The 16,485-nt window shown below is 34.0% G+C and carries 14 protein-coding genes; all 14 read left to right on the top strand.

Features of this window, described 5'->3' with window-relative positions; translation table 11 throughout:
- Positions 1–1,011: a TraU family protein gene (locus N4A31_03425; protein MCT4635284.1), complete on the top strand. Its 1,011-nt coding sequence runs from the start codon at positions 1–3 to the stop codon at positions 1,009–1,011.
- Complete coding sequence (gene trbC, locus N4A31_03430) at positions 981–1,550, top strand: type-F conjugative transfer system pilin assembly protein TrbC (protein MCT4635285.1); 570 nt, start codon at positions 981–983, stop codon at positions 1,548–1,550. Before N4A31_03425 ends, trbC begins: the two co-directional genes overlap by 31 nt.
- On the top strand, positions 1,534–2,673 hold the full coding sequence (locus N4A31_03435) for a hypothetical protein (GenBank protein MCT4635286.1): 1,140 nt from the start codon (positions 1,534–1,536) through the stop codon (positions 2,671–2,673). Before trbC ends, N4A31_03435 begins: the two co-directional genes overlap by 17 nt.
- A complete protein-coding gene (gene traN, locus N4A31_03440; GenBank protein ID MCT4635287.1) occupies positions 2,666–3,853 on the top strand; it encodes a conjugal transfer protein TraN in 1,188 nt (395 codons plus the stop codon). Before N4A31_03435 ends, traN begins: the two co-directional genes overlap by 8 nt.
- A 2-nt stretch (positions 3,854–3,855) precedes the next feature.
- Positions 3,856–4,662 (top strand): conjugal transfer protein TraF, encoded by an 807-nt coding sequence (locus N4A31_03445; protein MCT4635288.1) that lies wholly within the window; start codon positions 3,856–3,858, stop codon positions 4,660–4,662.
- Positions 4,659–6,053, top strand: a complete 1,395-nt coding sequence (locus tag N4A31_03450; protein ID MCT4635289.1) for a conjugal transfer protein TraH — start codon at positions 4,659–4,661, stop codon at positions 6,051–6,053. Before N4A31_03445 ends, N4A31_03450 begins: the two co-directional genes overlap by 4 nt.
- A 25-nt stretch (positions 6,054–6,078) precedes the next feature.
- Entirely contained in the window at positions 6,079–8,844 is a 2,766-nt protein-coding gene (locus N4A31_03455) for a conjugal transfer protein TraG N-terminal domain-containing protein (protein ID MCT4635290.1), read from the top strand.
- A gap of 318 nt (positions 8,845–9,162) precedes the next feature.
- On the top strand, positions 9,163–10,041 hold the full coding sequence (locus N4A31_03460; GenBank protein MCT4635291.1) for a transglycosylase SLT domain-containing protein: 879 nt from the start codon (positions 9,163–9,165) through the stop codon (positions 10,039–10,041).
- A gap of 5 nt (positions 10,042–10,046) precedes the next feature.
- Positions 10,047–11,906 (top strand): type IV secretion system DNA-binding domain-containing protein, encoded by a 1,860-nt coding sequence (locus N4A31_03465; protein MCT4635292.1) that lies wholly within the window; start codon positions 10,047–10,049, stop codon positions 11,904–11,906.
- Positions 11,890–12,372, top strand: coding sequence for a hypothetical protein (locus N4A31_03470; protein ID MCT4635293.1), 483 nt, complete (start codon positions 11,890–11,892; stop codon positions 12,370–12,372). The genes N4A31_03465 and N4A31_03470 overlap by 17 nt, the downstream gene beginning before the upstream one ends.
- An 8-nt stretch (positions 12,373–12,380) precedes the next feature.
- Positions 12,381–13,772, top strand: a complete 1,392-nt coding sequence (locus N4A31_03475; GenBank protein ID MCT4635294.1) for a hypothetical protein — start codon at positions 12,381–12,383, stop codon at positions 13,770–13,772.
- Positions 13,773–13,834: 62 nt separating this feature from the next.
- Complete coding sequence (locus tag N4A31_03480) at positions 13,835–14,938, top strand: Fic family protein (protein ID MCT4635295.1); 1,104 nt, start codon at positions 13,835–13,837, stop codon at positions 14,936–14,938.
- A gap of 246 nt (positions 14,939–15,184) precedes the next feature.
- Positions 15,185–15,460: an HU family DNA-binding protein gene (locus N4A31_03485; GenBank protein ID MCT4635296.1), complete on the top strand. Its 276-nt coding sequence runs from the start codon at positions 15,185–15,187 to the stop codon at positions 15,458–15,460.
- A gap of 91 nt (positions 15,461–15,551) precedes the next feature.
- Positions 15,552–16,472, top strand: a complete 921-nt coding sequence (locus N4A31_03490) for a 3'-5' exonuclease (GenBank protein ID MCT4635297.1) — start codon at positions 15,552–15,554, stop codon at positions 16,470–16,472.
- Positions 16,473–16,485: the final 13 nt, after the last annotated feature.

Genomic DNA, 16,485 nt, shown 5'->3' on the forward strand with positions numbered 1-16,485 from the left:
GTGAGAAGACAACTTGGCTTATTCATCATTATTTTATTTGTTAGCCAAGCTTCTTTTGCTCAGACAAGTGCATGTGTTGGCAAATTTATAAATCCAATCACCGATATTTGCTGGAGCTGTATTTTTCCTATTTCTATTGGAGGTTCTAAAATTAAATCTGGTTCTAATCGTCATGATACTAAAAATCCAAGTAATATTATTTGTGGATGCACAAAGAGCGGTATTCCACGTATTGGAATTACTATAGGCTTTTGGGAGCCAGTTCGCTTAATTGATGTTACTAGAAAACCTATGTGTTTAGTTAATATGGGTGGTGTTAGTTTAGGATATGATCGCTATCAAGGAGGACATAATAAATCTTATGATGGTACTGAGAATAACCAGCATTCATTTTATCATACCCATTTATATGTTTATCCGGTGATTGGTTGGCTTAAGCTTATTACCGATCTTGGTTGTGTAACGAAGGGTGATACTATTGATTTAGCTTATATGAGTGAATTTGATCCTACCTATAAAAATGATGCTAATTTTTTAAATCCAGAGGTTTATTTATTTGCTAATCCAGTAGCACAGATGGCATGTAGCGCAGATTGTATTTCTGCTACTACTCATCTTCCTCAAGACCGATTATTTTGGTGTGCTGGATGTTTAGGCAGTATCTATCCATTTTCTGGGAATGTTGCTTCGCATGTTGGAGGAGTACAAGCTTCTAGTTTACTTGCAACTAGAGCCTTAGCTAAATTACATAGAATAGGCTTATCTGGCAAGACTTCTACTAGTGACGGCAGTCTAAATGGTGAACTTTGCAGTAATAAATTAGCGCCAAAGATAATTAAGAGCCAATACCGTTTGCAAATGACTTATCCAATTGCTGCAACTAAAGGACCGCTCACCTGCAATACACTAGGAATGAGTGATGCCTTATATAACTCAGGTAAAGAGTTTTCTTATAAAGGCGAAGATTTTGGTTATTTAGTATGGAGGAAGAAAAATTGCTGTCTTCTATAACTAAACATTTAAAACTTAAAAGTTTAGGTGCACTTGTATTGAGTATGTTGCTTTGTTGTGGCTTAGTAATAAAAGCAGATGCTTCTTCTAATAACAATCAGCAAACAGATTTTAATAATATGTTTAAGAAAGGGGAAGAAGTAAATTTCTATATGTTTGCTTCATTTTCTTTAAGTGACGATCATTTAAGACAAATGATGGATTATGCCAAGACTTATAATGGAGTAATAGTCTTGAGAGGTATTGAGAATAATAGTTTTAAGAAGACGGGTGAACATATTCAAGCTCTAGCTAAAGAGGGAGAAGAGGCTGCAATCATTATAGATCCAACTTTATTTAAAGAATTCCAGGTTGTTCAAGTGCCAAGTTATGTTTTAGCTAGACGTGAAGAATGTCCAGTAGGAATTACTTGTAGAGCCTATTATGACAAAATAATAGGTAGTATAACTCCTAAATATGCTTTAGAGAAATTTGCAGCACAAGGTGATTTGTCTAAGGAAGCGCAAGATTTATTGGAGGCACATGGTGACTCTAAATAGAATCGGATTAATTATTTGTTTATTGATTTTAGGACTATTTAATTCAGTTGCTTTTGCCGCAGCAGATTTTGATGATTCAATACCCTTATCAGAAGTCATTAGAGCAAGACATGAGAATTCTAAAAACCTTGCTCAGGAGGAAAAGAGCACGGAAGAAATACCCGAGTTTTCAGAAATTAAAAAGAATGAGATAGCTCAAGAACTCAATGCTTCTTCTGCGGATGATTTAAAGAAAAAGGGAGCTAAGCTTCGTGATGAATATAGCCAGAAAGATCCCGATGGAATTATGGCAACAATGATAGAGGTTACTGATATTAAAAAAGTGACTGGAGATAATTGCAAGGGCTGTGAGAACTACGGTGAGCTCAAGATGTTTACAGACGCTGATTTATATATGCAGGACCCTATTAGTCAAATGGACTTAATTAAATCTCAAGGTTGCCCAGAGGAAAATGAGAACCAAGGGTTTGTAAAACAAGATAATATTGAGAGTTTCACAGACATAATAGAAGAATTAAGGATATGTGAGCAGCCCAAAACAAAATTTAGTTGTACTAGGACTTTATCTCTTAGCTGTCCCAAAATTGGAGAAGCCAATTATGGAGGGATAGCAAAAGGCTCATTCTCTGGAGGGATGGGTTATAAAGCATCTGAAGGAGGAGCGTTAACTGTTGGTATTGATGCTTTGGGATATTATAAAGGAACCTGTGCTACATTTGAGGAAACAGGAAGTTTCCGTATAGCTAAACTAGATTTAGTTTCAGTTTTTAAGTTAGTTCATATCAAATTTGATGACTATATAGAGGTAAAATTAAATGGCCATATTGTCTATGTGGGTCCTAAAGGGGGAGATTATGTAACAGTACAGCAAGAAAATGGAGAAAATAAAGTTTATAATGGCCGGGAATATACTCCTTGTGAATTAAGTACTCATTGGAACAGTGAAGAAAATGTACCAAAAGTAAATATAGATTTAAAGCCTTACTTAAAGGAGGGAGAGAATATTATCCAAATAAAAATAGTAGTTTCAGGATCAGGAGAGGCTTGGTTAAAAATTGATGCTAAGCAGCAATATTGTAAGGATAATGCTTGGCAAGAAACATGGGTAGAGAGCTGTGAATAATTTCGTTAGAACTATTTTAATATTACTGTGCTTTATGAATTTTGTCATAGCAGCTTCTGCAAGAGATTATGCTGAAGGAGAAGAAGTATATGCTGAGATGCTTACAGAGTTTATACCACAGGAGGTGAGTGCTGATGATATTTGTGTAGATGAAAGAGGCCACTGTCTAGAGGGGAAGGAAGAGAGGATTATTGATGGGATGGTGGTAGAGAGAGATTGTTGGAAATATGAATACATCAAGAACTGCAATAATGGTCCGAGTAAAAATAACTGCCCTAATATTCAGCAAGATGATTTTAGTTTTCTCAAAGATATTTGTCTTAACGTAATTAAAGTAGGAGATAAAAGCCACTGTGTTAATATAAGAAAAGTGTTTTCTAAGCAGACTACTAAGACTGAATATATAAATAGAGGCAGAATTGTTATGGACCCAGATAACAAGAATGCGATCAGAAATGTATTATGTAATGCATTTTGTTTAGATGGGAAGTGTAGTTCAGCTTTTAAAGAATATGAGAAAGCTAATAATGAGATAGCCTCTAGCATTGCACAGCTAGAGATGCTTTCTAATATCCGAAAAGGTTTAGTTGATGAGAATAACCTTAAATTTGATGTTTTTGGATCCACTCCAAGAAAATGTCACGATAAAACAGCTGTTCATAGTAATTGCTGTGATGATTCAGGCTTCTTGAAGAAAACAGGTTTTGCTAGCTGTTCAGAGGATCAAAGGAATTTGGCTAGCGAGAGACGTGCTAATAAATGTGAAGATCTTGGTTATTATTGTGCAAGTAAAAGTAATGATATCACTAAAATAACGGGGAAATGCCTTAGAGAGAGTAGAACCTTTTGTTGTTTTCCTACCATTCTATCAAAGCTCATCAGACTTGGAGCAAGAGATCAATTAGGTAAAGGCTTTGGTAGTGCAGAGCACCCACAATGTGGTGGTTTAACTCTTGAACAAATAGAGAGCCTTGATTTTAGTTTAATAGACTTTCAGGAATTCTTTGATGCTGAAGTTCAGCCGATGATGAGAAGTTATAGCGCTGAAGATAACGAGGCCTTAGTTAAGAGATCGTTCCCAAGCGGATCTCATAATACTGGTACTAATTCATTTTCTAATGGTGCTATGGAAGGCATAAATGAAAAAGTATTTCAAGATATAAAAGGTGAGGGGAGGTGATTATGTATCAGAGACTTCTCAACACATTAGTCTTAAGTGTGGTATTACTTTTATTAGAAGCTAATTCTGCTCTTGCAGGAAATAGATTCTATAATGATCGAGAAAGAGGTTGGTATTATAGAGAATGCATTAATTGTGAAGAGAAAGAAGAGCCTAATAAAACTAAGAAATCAGAAAAGTCTTTAAGTGAGGTGGACTCTAGGCAAGTGCTTGATACTTTAGAATCAGTTCAAAAAGAGCTGCAGGTTAGACAAGCGAGATTTACTTTAGAGCCTACAGTAGAAAACGCTCGTGCATTCTTAGATTATCAACGCCTAATGTTTAATAACGGTACTAAAGCTGGTGAGGCAATGCAGTCTGCATTAATTAAATATCCGTATTTAGACTCGCGAATAGAGAATCCAATTCACAGTCAAGCAATTAGGGCTAAAGAGATAGAGCAAAATAAAGCAAATGATTTGAAAATTAAAGAATTTGCACAAGAGTTTCAGCTTTTATATTTCTTCAAACAGGATTGTCCTTATTGCCATGAATTTTATCCTGTTCTAGAAAACATTAGGAACAACTATGGTTTTGAGATTGAGGCCATTAGCAGTGACGGTGCAAAGCATAGTGACTTCCCAACTAGGATTGATAATGGTTTATCGGCCAAGCTTAACATAACTACCTATCCAACAATTATTGCCTATAACAGTAAGAATGATATTTATCTTCCGGTATCACGTGGCTTTATGCCCGAGTCAGATTTTAAACTAAATATCCTACATGTTTATGCACATATAGTTAAGTTAGCAATGGAGGTAGAATGAGAAGTTATATAAATATAATTTATTTCCTGATGACTCTGGTATTACAATTGGGCACGCCAGTTTATGCTAGTACAGGTGGATTACTAGAGAATTCATTATCTAAGCTTGGGGTGATGTCTAACACTAATCGTCCAGGAGTTATAGATGACCAATTGGGTGGGTATATGACTGGTGGAAGTATACATACACGCAATAGTGTTTCAGATGAAAATTTAATAAACGTTCAGCTACCTTCTTTGAAGATGGGTTGTGGAGGTATTGATCTACATACGGGGGGTTTAGGTTATATTAATAGCTCAAATCTAGAAAAACTAATGAAGAATATAGGAAGTTCTGCAGTTTCCTATGGTGCTATGCTAACTGTTAAGACTATTTCCCCTCAAGTAGCTGATGTGTTATCACAATTAGAGTCTATGGCAAGATTCTTAAATTCTCAAAATATAAATTCATGTCAGATGGGTGCTTTAATAGCATCTGGAGCTTTTCCTAAAACTGCTGCTTCTCAGGAGTTAGCCTGTAATGCTAAGGGTATGGGAGATAACATGGTTGGCAATTACTTTAGTTCTAGGTCCTCATGTTCTTCTACTGATAAAGCTACAGCTAATAGAAATGAATATAAAGGTATATTGGGTACAGAATTTAATTTAGTGTGGCATGCCTTAAGAAAAATGAATCCTAATATGAGTCAGGAAATAATAGAAGATTTAATGAGTCTTAGCGGCACTTTAATTTCTAAGCCCAATGATGATGGTGGAGGGGGAATTATCATTATGCATAGAAACTCTCTTATTAAGGACTCTAAGTTATTGGAGGCTAAGCTTTATGGTGCAGACAACGATAATATTACTGTTTATGAATGTAAAAACAACGACGATAATAAATGTATTAATTTAAAAACAAAACAACAACCAATGACTAGGGAGCAGTCATATTTAGTTCAGACTAAGAAGATTATCTCTAGTATTGCAGATAAATTAATGAAAGAAACCGTTGGGAATTCGGTTACTCTTACTGATGATGAAAAACACTTAGTTCAGACTTCATCGGTACCAATTATTAGTATTATAAGTTTAGAAACAGCTTTAAAAGGTAACGGGATTTCTTTGGCGACTGAAGAATATGCTGAGCTGGTGGCTTTTGATTATTTAATTAGTTACTTAGATTCGATGTTAGATGAGGTGTATAAAGCTTTGGCTAGTTTAGAATATAGTCAAATGGATAGCGAAAATATTAAAAGTTTTAAAGAAGAGATTCGTTACATTAAAGGCTATTTAATTTCAGAAAGGCAAGGGGCCTTTGAGCGTATGAACACCCTGTTATCAGTTAAGCAAAGATTCTTACAGGTTCAACAGATGGTTAAAACAACTTTTGCAGAATATCGCAATAATTAGGCAAGAAGAGTAGGAGAGACTGGTTATGGATAATATTATTTATAGTTACGGTGGAGGCGAAGCTTTATTTAAAGTCTTAAGTGGTATTGCAAGGATTTATAATAGCGATATAAGTAAAGACTTTATATATATGATGACCTTTGTAGGTATGACGTGGGCGGCTTTCCAGGGAGCTATTCAAAATATCTTTACTCCGAAGTTAAGTTGGGTAGCAAAATATGCGCTAATTACCTCACTCTTTATTACTCCTACGGCAAGTTTAGTAGTAACTGATGTGGTTTATAAAACTAGGAAAAAGATAGATGATCTACCAATTGGTTTAGTTCTGCCTGCCTCTGTATTTAGTGGGATTGGCTATTCAATTACAGAAAGTTTTGATCAGGCATTTTCTGATATTGGTGATCATTTAGCTTATACTAAATATGGCCAGAACTTTGGTGCATCATTAATCAGTCAAGCAAGAAACTTTAAAATACAAGATGCTGTTTTTAGGGAGAATATAGAAGGATTTATAGATAATTGTATAATCTATGACGTTATGGTAGGGAGTAAATATAGTGCAAGTGATTTAAGAGATTCAACGAATATTTGGGGATTAGTATCTAAAAACGCTTCGAGCATTCGAATGTTTAATTATCGTGGAAAAAATAAAGAAGATGGAAGAAAACTAGTTACATGTAGAGATGGAGTAAAGCTACTCGAGGATTACTGGAAAACAGACATTGATAAATTAGCAGATAGATATGGAAGCAGTATTTTTGGTAGATATGGAGCTAAGGCGACTCAGTCAATGGAAAATAGCCATACACAAACTTTAAGTAAAGCATTTGAAAGTAATATTGCAGCAGTAACCCAGCTATATAGTAAGAATAGCAATGCTACATTTACCTTAAAGCAAATCATGATGATTAATGCCATGGCAGATATTCCTATGAGTTATGGAGCGGTTAAAGCAAAGCAACAACAGCAAGAATCATGGCTAATATCAGGGCAGTTAGCTAGAGAAATTCTTCCAACATTACACGCGGTGTTTGCCGCATTAATATATGCGTCGTTTATTCTAATTATTGGAATGTTGGTTCTGCCTAATGGGTTTAGAACTTTAGGGAATTATTTTGGTTTACTCATTTGGATAGAGACTTGGCCACCGTTATTTGCAGTACTCAATTTACTAACAAATGTTTCAGCTAAAACATTTGGTGGTGATTTTAGTACAATTACTATGAATAACGCTTCGCAGATTATTAGTCATAATAATAACATCTCTGTGGTTGCAAGTGGGATGATGATGGTATTGCCTTACTTGTCATATAATTTGCTCAAAGGTGGTGCTGGACAGTTTGTTCACTTAGCTAACCAAGTTATGGGTAGTAGTCAAGGCGCTGTTATGGCAGCAAGTAGTGAAGTTACTTCAGGCAATAGAAGCTTAGACAATGTTTCAATGTCAAATGGGCAATGGCATAATAATTCAGGCTTTAAAACTGATATGAATACTTCATTTAGATCAGGGCATCAAGAGCATCAACTCTCTGATGGAATGTTAGTTAAACGCACAGCTAGTGGAGTGGAAATATTACATTCAGGTCCTGGTATAACAGAGTCTGTAGGTGCAGATTCAATGCATATGTCGAAGAGTAATAGTACCCAAGATCATCAATCTTTAAGTAAAGAAATTGCTGACTTGAAAACAAAAGAAGTAAATTATTCAAAATTAGAACAAAAAGGAATTAAAGAGTCAGCTGAGTATGTACAAAGAATGGCGGCTGGTGAATTAAGTGGGGTAAATTATAATTATGACAAAACCACAGCTTCAGGAAAAGTACTGCATGATGCAATAGAGGAGCAGAAGCAAATTCAAATGCATCATGGATATTCTCATAATCAATCCACCTCTAAGGGATTTGGAGTAAAGCTTGGAGCAGAAGCCTCAATGGGTAGTGGTGGTAATAGTGAAGAAAGTGTTCCATCAGGGCTATTAAGTAAGATTCCAGGAGGAAAAGTAAGCGCCTCTCTAGGAGGTGATTTAAGTTATAATGGAAGCCTTAATCATATTAATGATCAGTCTTTAAGTGAAAATAAAGGATCAGGAACTAATATGAATGTGAGTGAACAAGCTGAACATATTGCTAGAGCTGCCAAATCTATGTCTTATGGAGAAACACAACACGAAGAGAAGTCATTAGGAGATTCGCTCATAGGTACGTATGACGAGATGACAGAACTAAGAAGATCTATTTCTGCGCGCCATGAAGAGATAGATAGACATCAAAGCTCTCAAGAGAACATACGAGGTACTAGCTATACTGAAAATAGGGATACTTATCCAGAGAGGCTAGATTATTTTGCGAATAAAAGAGATCAAGATGGATTTAAAATTGGTAAAGTTAGTGCGGCCAGGATAATTAGGGATAAAGGGCCTCAATATGAGGCTCTGGACCAAGAATATATCAGCAAGCATTTACCTACTCAGAGAATGTTAAATTATAATTCTAACTTTGATAAATTGGTGAAAGATAACATTCCTGATGTAGATCTAAAAGAAGGTTATAATAATGTAAAATCTAAAGGAAAAGAGGTAATGGGAGATGATGCCAAGATAAACAAACAAGCAGAAATAGAATATCAACAAGAATCTATGAATAACGTTGCAAATATTGGTATAGCAGAGGACAGAATTTTAGAATCAGGGAATGTTAGACAAGACGAGGTTAATAGGTCTGAAGGGAAAAAAGGCTTTATGAGCGAGAAGTTTGGTGTAAATAAAGATATGAATGAAAAATTCAAAGATTAAGAGGTTTTGTAATATTAATATTTCCGACGATTATTAGTATTGTAAGGTAAATAGGAGTGTCTACCACTAGTAAAATGATCAAGTGAGGTAGAGTGAGTACTAGAGCTTGATGAATGGGTTGGGTAACCAGCAGAAGAGTTGTTTTTAGAGAAGTCTGATATGTCTATAGGTAGGTCTTTATAGAAATAAAGAATATGCCTTAGTAGATAAGTTGCCGAAGAAAACATAAACGCATATAAAACAAAATAAAGAGAAGCATGGTCTGGGAATCTACGTGCTATATAACTTAAAGGTGGGTATGCAATGAGGATAAAAGTAATGACTATAGAGATCACTAAACATATTAATTTCTCTCTGGTAGAGCAGGGGGTAACCTCTTTGCCATCCGCATTGAAATATTGGTACAAAGCTCTTTGTTGTTTTATTTCTAATCCTTCTGGGGTAAATGATTTTATTTTTTTTATTGTTAACTGGCGATTCAAGTTGAACCAAGAAGGGACAAACCAATATACTACTATTACTCCTAGAATACAAAAAAACCAAAGTTCTTCTAATAATGCTGCACAGGATAAAAGAAGAATTATACCACTTCCTGTGGCTGCTGATTTTAAAACAGATTTACGATCATTACTTAGCGGACTTAACATAAAAATCACCATATTCTTAGCTTTAGTTTATAGGCATATAATAGCACAAACACACAAAAAAGTATCTATGTTTTTTACTATTTTAGTATGTTTTTTATATAGTCCGACGGGTTTTGCTAATGAGGAATGCTTAGCAGCAATAGATAAATACGAAAAGCTATATAACATCCCTACAGGGCTACTTAAGGCAGTAAGTAAGATTGAGTCTGAATATAATCCTTTTGTTCTTAATGATGGTTTAAAAACACATAGGTTTAAAACTAAGGAGGAGGTTCTTAATAGGATTAGTTATTTAATAGAGATTGGCAAAACTAATTTTGATGTTGGTTGTATGCAGATTAATTATCGTTGGCACGATAAAAACTTTACTTCCCCTGAAGAAATGCTTGATGTTACTTGGAATGTGCATTATGCGGCTTCTTTAATTTCAGGGTTGTATAAAGACCACGGATCTTGGCAAGCAGCTATAAGACATTACCATTCATATGAACCTAAATTCTATAAACAATATTCTAAGAAAATAGCCTTGGCTTGGCTGAAGGAGCAGTAACTAATATGAGTTTCCTAAAAAATATTACTAGAGGCGGACAACTACAGATTCATCAATTACGGATGTTTCATCAGATATTAAACTTTGCCTTTCTAATTAGTTTAGTTATTTCCGTATTATTCTTTTGTTATCAAGTGAGTGAGGATCTCACAGAGAAAGATAAGCAATATACTATTGCCTATATCAAGGCTAATTGCTTAGTGAGTGTAAATAACCTTATGCCAAAATTAGACATAACTCAGAAGGTACTTATTAACAACAGAGAAATGGAAGTAAAAAGTAGAGATGTAATTAGAAGTAGGGCTTATATTAGATCATATAATAATACAAAGGATTTAGTTTCAATAATGTTTGAGCATAGTTTTATAGTTTTGCTTGGTTCTTTCGTGAGTATTTTTGCTATTTGGTTTTATTATGGTTTTAATCAAAAGAAAACAGATATTACTAAAGGTATAAAGCTAGTTAAGCCTGAAGTCTTAGCCAAACAAATCAGAAAAGAAGGCAACGCCTCTGACATTGTAATAGGTGGCCTTCCTCTGTTAAAAGATGCTGAGAATAGACATATTTTAGTTACTGGCACAACTGGCTGTGGCAAGACAAATCTGTTTGATATTATTATGCCTCAAATTAGAAGGCGTAAGAATAAGGCAGTCATTATCGATATTAAGGGCAAGTATGTTGCTAAATACTATAACCCTGAAATAGATATTATATTTAACCCATTTGATGAAAGGAGTGTAGATTGGGACATTTGGTCAGATTTTCAAACTGAGACTCATTATGAGTCATTTGCACATAGTATAATACCAGAGAATAAGAATAATCATGACGATGTCTGGGATAAGAGCAGTAGAATAGTGTTAGTAGAAGCTTTAAAGAAGCTGTCAATTATAGGAAAAACCAACACAACGGAATTATTTAAAATTATAGAGAAAATGGACTTAGCCAGTCTTGAAGAATTCTTTGGAGATACAAGGGCAGCAAAATTAGTTAGTAAGTCATCAGAAAAAACAACTTTTTCAATTTTAATGAATTTAGTAGCCAGTGTTGCACCATTACTTTACTTAAGAAATTCTATAGGGGCAGTAGAAAAGCGTTTTTCATTTAGAGACTGGATTATAAATGATAATAATCAAGACTCTTGGATGTTTATAACAGCTAGAGCAGACCAAATTGATTCTATTAGAACTCTCATGAGCGCAGCAATTGATACAGCTTTAAATGCTGCTTTAAGTTTAGAAGAAGATAAGAAAAGAAGGATATGGTTTATTGCCGATGAGGTACCTGTATTAAATAAGTTATCTGCTTTGAAAAAAGGATTAACCTTAGGAAGAGAGAATGGCTGCTCAATTATGCTGGGAATTCAAGATATCCCACAACTTCGAAGTATTTATGGGTTTGATGATGCAAAAACAATATTGAATAATATCAATACTCATTTCATTTTCCGTTATCAAGACTCAACAACAGCTAGAGAGATCTCAGAAATGCTTGGAGTTGTAGAACAAGAAAGGCATCATGAAACTCAATCTTATGGGTCTAGTAATATTAAAGATGGAGTTTCTTTCTCAAAGCAGACTCAATCAAGGAGTTTAGTATTGCCAGTAGAAATAGCTAATCTAAAAGTTGGAGAAGCATATGTTAAATATGGGGGATATGACATCACTCATATTAAGATGAGTTTACAAAACGTGCAGGAGAAGAATCCGTGTTTTGTTCTAAAAGAGACTAAATGTAGAGTTGAGAAAATAATAGATTCTAAAGAAGGAGATGTAACCTTAGATAATACTCAAATAGATAATATAGTAGCACTAGTTAATGTAGCAGAAGGTAGGGAGGTAGATAAAGATGAAGAAGATATTTAAATGTATTTTTATAACGTTAATATCAATTCCGATTATTTTAGTTCTAGCGTATTACTTTTTAATATTTATTTATATTAAATGGCATGATTCTAAGGATGATAAAATCCTTAGAATGAATAAGTTTGATCAAGTTCTTTGGTTTGACGAAAACCATAGAGAAGACAGGTCGAAACCTCATCACTATTCTGGTTGTGTTAGAGGTGAAATGTATTATGACTTGATTGATAATTATCTTAAAGTCGGTATGCAGAAAGAGGAAGTATTTGAACTGCTTGGTAAACCAGCGTACGGCTTAAAGTATCCAGAGAATAAGAAAAGACAATATTGTTTAGAGTATAAACTTGGTGGATGTTCTGTAAGTTCTGGATCTGGCAGGATATTATTAGTATGTATTCAAAATAACAAAGTTAAAGAAATATTCCATGATAGTAGAAATAATAACGCTGAAACAATTAACATAAAATAGGAAAAAATATGGTTATAAAAAATAGTGAAGCAGCTGAACTTAGTAAGTTAATCTATGTAAATCCAGTTGAGAGGATTAACAAAGGTTATGATCAAAAATATAGATTTATAGAATCATCAGCACATAAAGATAGCGCAGAAGGGTTCTTTGGAGCGGCCTTTGAAAAAGATAATTCTATAGTTATTGCTTTTAGAGGAACTAATAGTCCTTTTGAGAATCTAAATGGAAAATCTATTATAAAGATGGTAAGACAATCTTCTAAAGATTTAGAAGATGATTTATCCTTTGTATTTAACAGATGGGGAATTTCAAATAGAGCAATGCCGCAATATAAAGAGGCTCTTGAGTTCTCTCAAAAGGTAAAAGAAAAATATTCAACTAATATGGAACTAATTATTATTGGTCATTCATTAGGTGGAGGTTTGGCTCAGTTAGTTGGTATAGCACTAAAAGAGAAGGTGATTAGTTTTGATTCACCTGGGACTCTATCTATTGCGCGTAACTTGTTTAGCCAAGATAGAATTGATTCTCATAAAGATATGATTACTGCTTTTACATCGGGACCTAATCTTTTTAATACTATAGGAAAACAAATAGTTAAACCTATTCAGGTTAGCGTTAAAACCAGCGCCCACAACTTTATTGAACCTAATGCTTTGGGGGTTGTAGGTGAGAAGATTTTGCAAACAATAGAGTTTAGATATTGGCAGTATAGCAAGGAGCAGCATAGTATTGAGAATATATACCAATCATTTAATTCTATAAGCGGAGAGCCAACTATAATAGTTGACTATGAGCAATGGCCAACATGGACTGAGGCTAAAGAGCAATTTTACTCTCATTGTATCCTAGAGAGTAATCCAAGTGAGGAATCTGATGAGAGCTATCCGGACGTGTTTGATGTTCTAGATGTTTTTTCAGATTCTGAAGTAAGTGATCCTAAATTAAGTAATACAGAGCGTTTTCAGAAATTAGCTGAGTCGCAAAGAGACTCAGGTAATGAAGACCTTGAAGAGATCTTTAAACATGCGGCTGATCAAATTCAGGCTGTATTAGATGTTCTTAATAACAAAGAATCCAATAATAATGGTTTTCAATTTGATTCTAGTATTTTTGATCACGCTAAACAAAACTTTAATTTAAATGATTATGTATCCGAGGAGTATCCTTCAAATCCAAATAATAATCCATTATCCTTGTTCCAACATATAATGGATACGGTCTCAAAACAAAGGCACAATGATCCTAGCTTAAATAATATTGATCTTTTGCAGCAGCTTGCAACGGATCAAGAAGCCGATGATGGTCATGGCCTTAGCGATTTGTTCGTTAGTCTATCTGGCCAAACGGCTGCTGCAATGAAGTCTCTTGGTATTGATTTAAATGAGGATGATCTATAGTTTATATTGCTATAGATCAATTAATTAGTTATTATGATCTATAGGTAGGAGGTTTATAGATCATGCAATGGAATTGGGAATTAAAAGATTGGCCACATTTTAGTTATGATAGCAAGGCATTAGAGGTCTTAGAGTTAGAATTTATGAAAAACTCTGGAAAGCTCCTTGGTGCAATAAAGCATATTAATAAAGATGACGAAGAACGACTCCGTGTTGAGTTAGTTAGTGATGAAGCTTTAAAAACATCTAAAATTGAAGGAGAGATATTAGATCGTGATAGTCTTCAATCCTCTGTGCGCAAACAGTTCGGACTTAAAACGGACAATAGAAAAATACCACCTGCTGAACAAGGTATTGCTACTATGATGGTTGATCTTTATAAAAACTGTAACAATCTACTGACAGAGAAAACACTTTGTAATTGGCATAGGATGTTAATGAATAATCGAATAGACGTAAGAGAGATTGGCCGTTATAGAACTGATCCAGAACCTATGCAAATTATTTCTGATCCATTATATAAGAGTGTAATACACTATGAAGCACCACCAGCACGTAGATTAGCAGGTGAGATGAGTAATTTTATTAAATGGTTTAATGCTTACGATAAAAGAGAACAAAAACTATCACCTCTTCTTCGTGCTTCTATTGCTCACTGGTACTTTGTATGTATACACCCATTTGAGGATGGAAATGGACGTATTGCTCGTGCTTTATCTGAATATTCTTTAGCGCAAAGTATAGGTCATCCAACATTAATTGCTCTTGCTTATACAATTGAATTAAACCGTAAAGAATATTATGCACAGTTAGCTAAACATAATAGGTCAAATAAAATTACCGAATGGATTCTATATTTTTCAAATATTATCATTGATGCACAAAAAAACACAGAAAGGCGTATAGACTTTTTAATTTCTAAAGCCAAAGTTTTTGATCTATTAAAAGGTAAAATTAACTCTCGCCAAGAAAAAGTTCTTCTACGAATGTTTAGAGAGGGAATTGATGGTTTCAAAGGTGGGTTGAGTGCTAATAATTATATATCAATAACCAACACAACAACTGCTACAGCCTCACGTGATTTAAAAAACCTTGTTGATCATGGAGTATTTAGGAAAGAAGGAAGCTTAAAGCACACTAGATATCATTTAAATTTATCTAATTAGTGGTTTATAAAGTCAACCTAGGGGGCTGATAATATTTTCTTTCAAAAGGAGCTATAGTGACATTTAATATTACGTTTATTAATGATAATTAATAAAAAGACTTGTAAATGTTTGTGGAGTAAGTAAACTTTAATGCTTGGAGTTGTTGAGTATTTATATATTATAGTATCACGGCAGTTTATAATAAAAAATTTAGTAATAAACAAGAACTAATAACAATATTAATATAAAAAAATAGGAAAATATATGAACAAAGAAGAATTAATAACGGCAATTGCAGAAAAAACTAATTCCACCAAAGTAGATATTAAGAAGTTTTTAGATGGTTACGTTGAGGTAGTAACTACAGCATTACAATCTGACGATCCAGTTCAACTTATTGGTTTTGGTAGTTTTTCAGTTAGTGCTAGAGCTGAGCATAAAGGGCGCAATCCAAGAACAGGTGTAGAAATTACAATTCCTGCTTCAAAGGTTGTAAGGTTCTCTGTTGGTAAACAACTTAAAGAAGCTGTTAATAAGTAAGTTATTAGGTTTTATAGTTAGATTTAATTTAATAAGTGTGAGTAATATGTTGGCTGTTTCTACAATGATAGGAAAAGGAGTTTAGATTATTATGGAAAATAATCAAAAGAATAATAACTTATACCTAGAAGAAATAGCCAATATTCTAGAGAAAAGTAATTCTTATCAAGTACTAAAACGTTTTGAGAAAATAGAGCAATATAATACTTGCAATGGAGAGAAGAAGTTACTTGGAATTTACCTCGATACTGAAACGACTGGCTTAGACTATAAGAAAGATAAAATTATAGAGCTTGCTTTAGTTACATTTGAGTACAGCCTAGACGGTCGTATTTATAAGATATTGGATAGTTATTCTAGTTTTCAGGATCCTGGTATATTACTGAGCGAAGAAGTATCTCGATTAACAGGAATAACTAATGATATGGTTAAGGATCACATTATAGATAATAATCGTATTGAAGAAATTGTAAGGCCTGCCTCATTAATAATAGCTCATAATAGTAGCTTTGATAGAAAGTTTATAGAAAAGCAATTTCCTATATTTCAAGAAAAGCCATGGGGCTGTAGCTATGCGCAGATTCCTTGGAATAAGGAGAACATCTCTACAGCTAAACTAGATTATTTAGCATATAAACTTGGCTTCTTTTATAATGCACATCGGGCCGAAGTAGATTGTTTAGTTGGCATTCATATATTATCACAAATATTACCTGTATCAAAAGAATTAGCTTTTAAAAGTTTGCTAGATAGTTCGTTACAAAGTTCTTATATAATTTGGTCAATTAATGCACCTTTTGCCAGTAAAGATATTCTTAAGAAACGGGGTTATAAATGGAATCCTGGTGATAACGGTAAACCAAGATCTTGGTTCATAGAGGTTCAAGCACAAGATAAAGCATCGGAGCTTGAGTTCTTATCTGAGTATGTTTATAAAAGCAAAGAAACTGGGCAAATAATGCCTATAGTAAAAGAGATTAATGCATTCAATAGATTCTCTATGAGAATATGAGAAAAAGCAATAA

The sequence above is a fragment of the Rickettsiales bacterium genome, assembly GCA_025210695.1.
Lineage (GTDB): Bacteria > Pseudomonadota > Alphaproteobacteria > Rickettsiales > CANDYO01 > CANDYO01.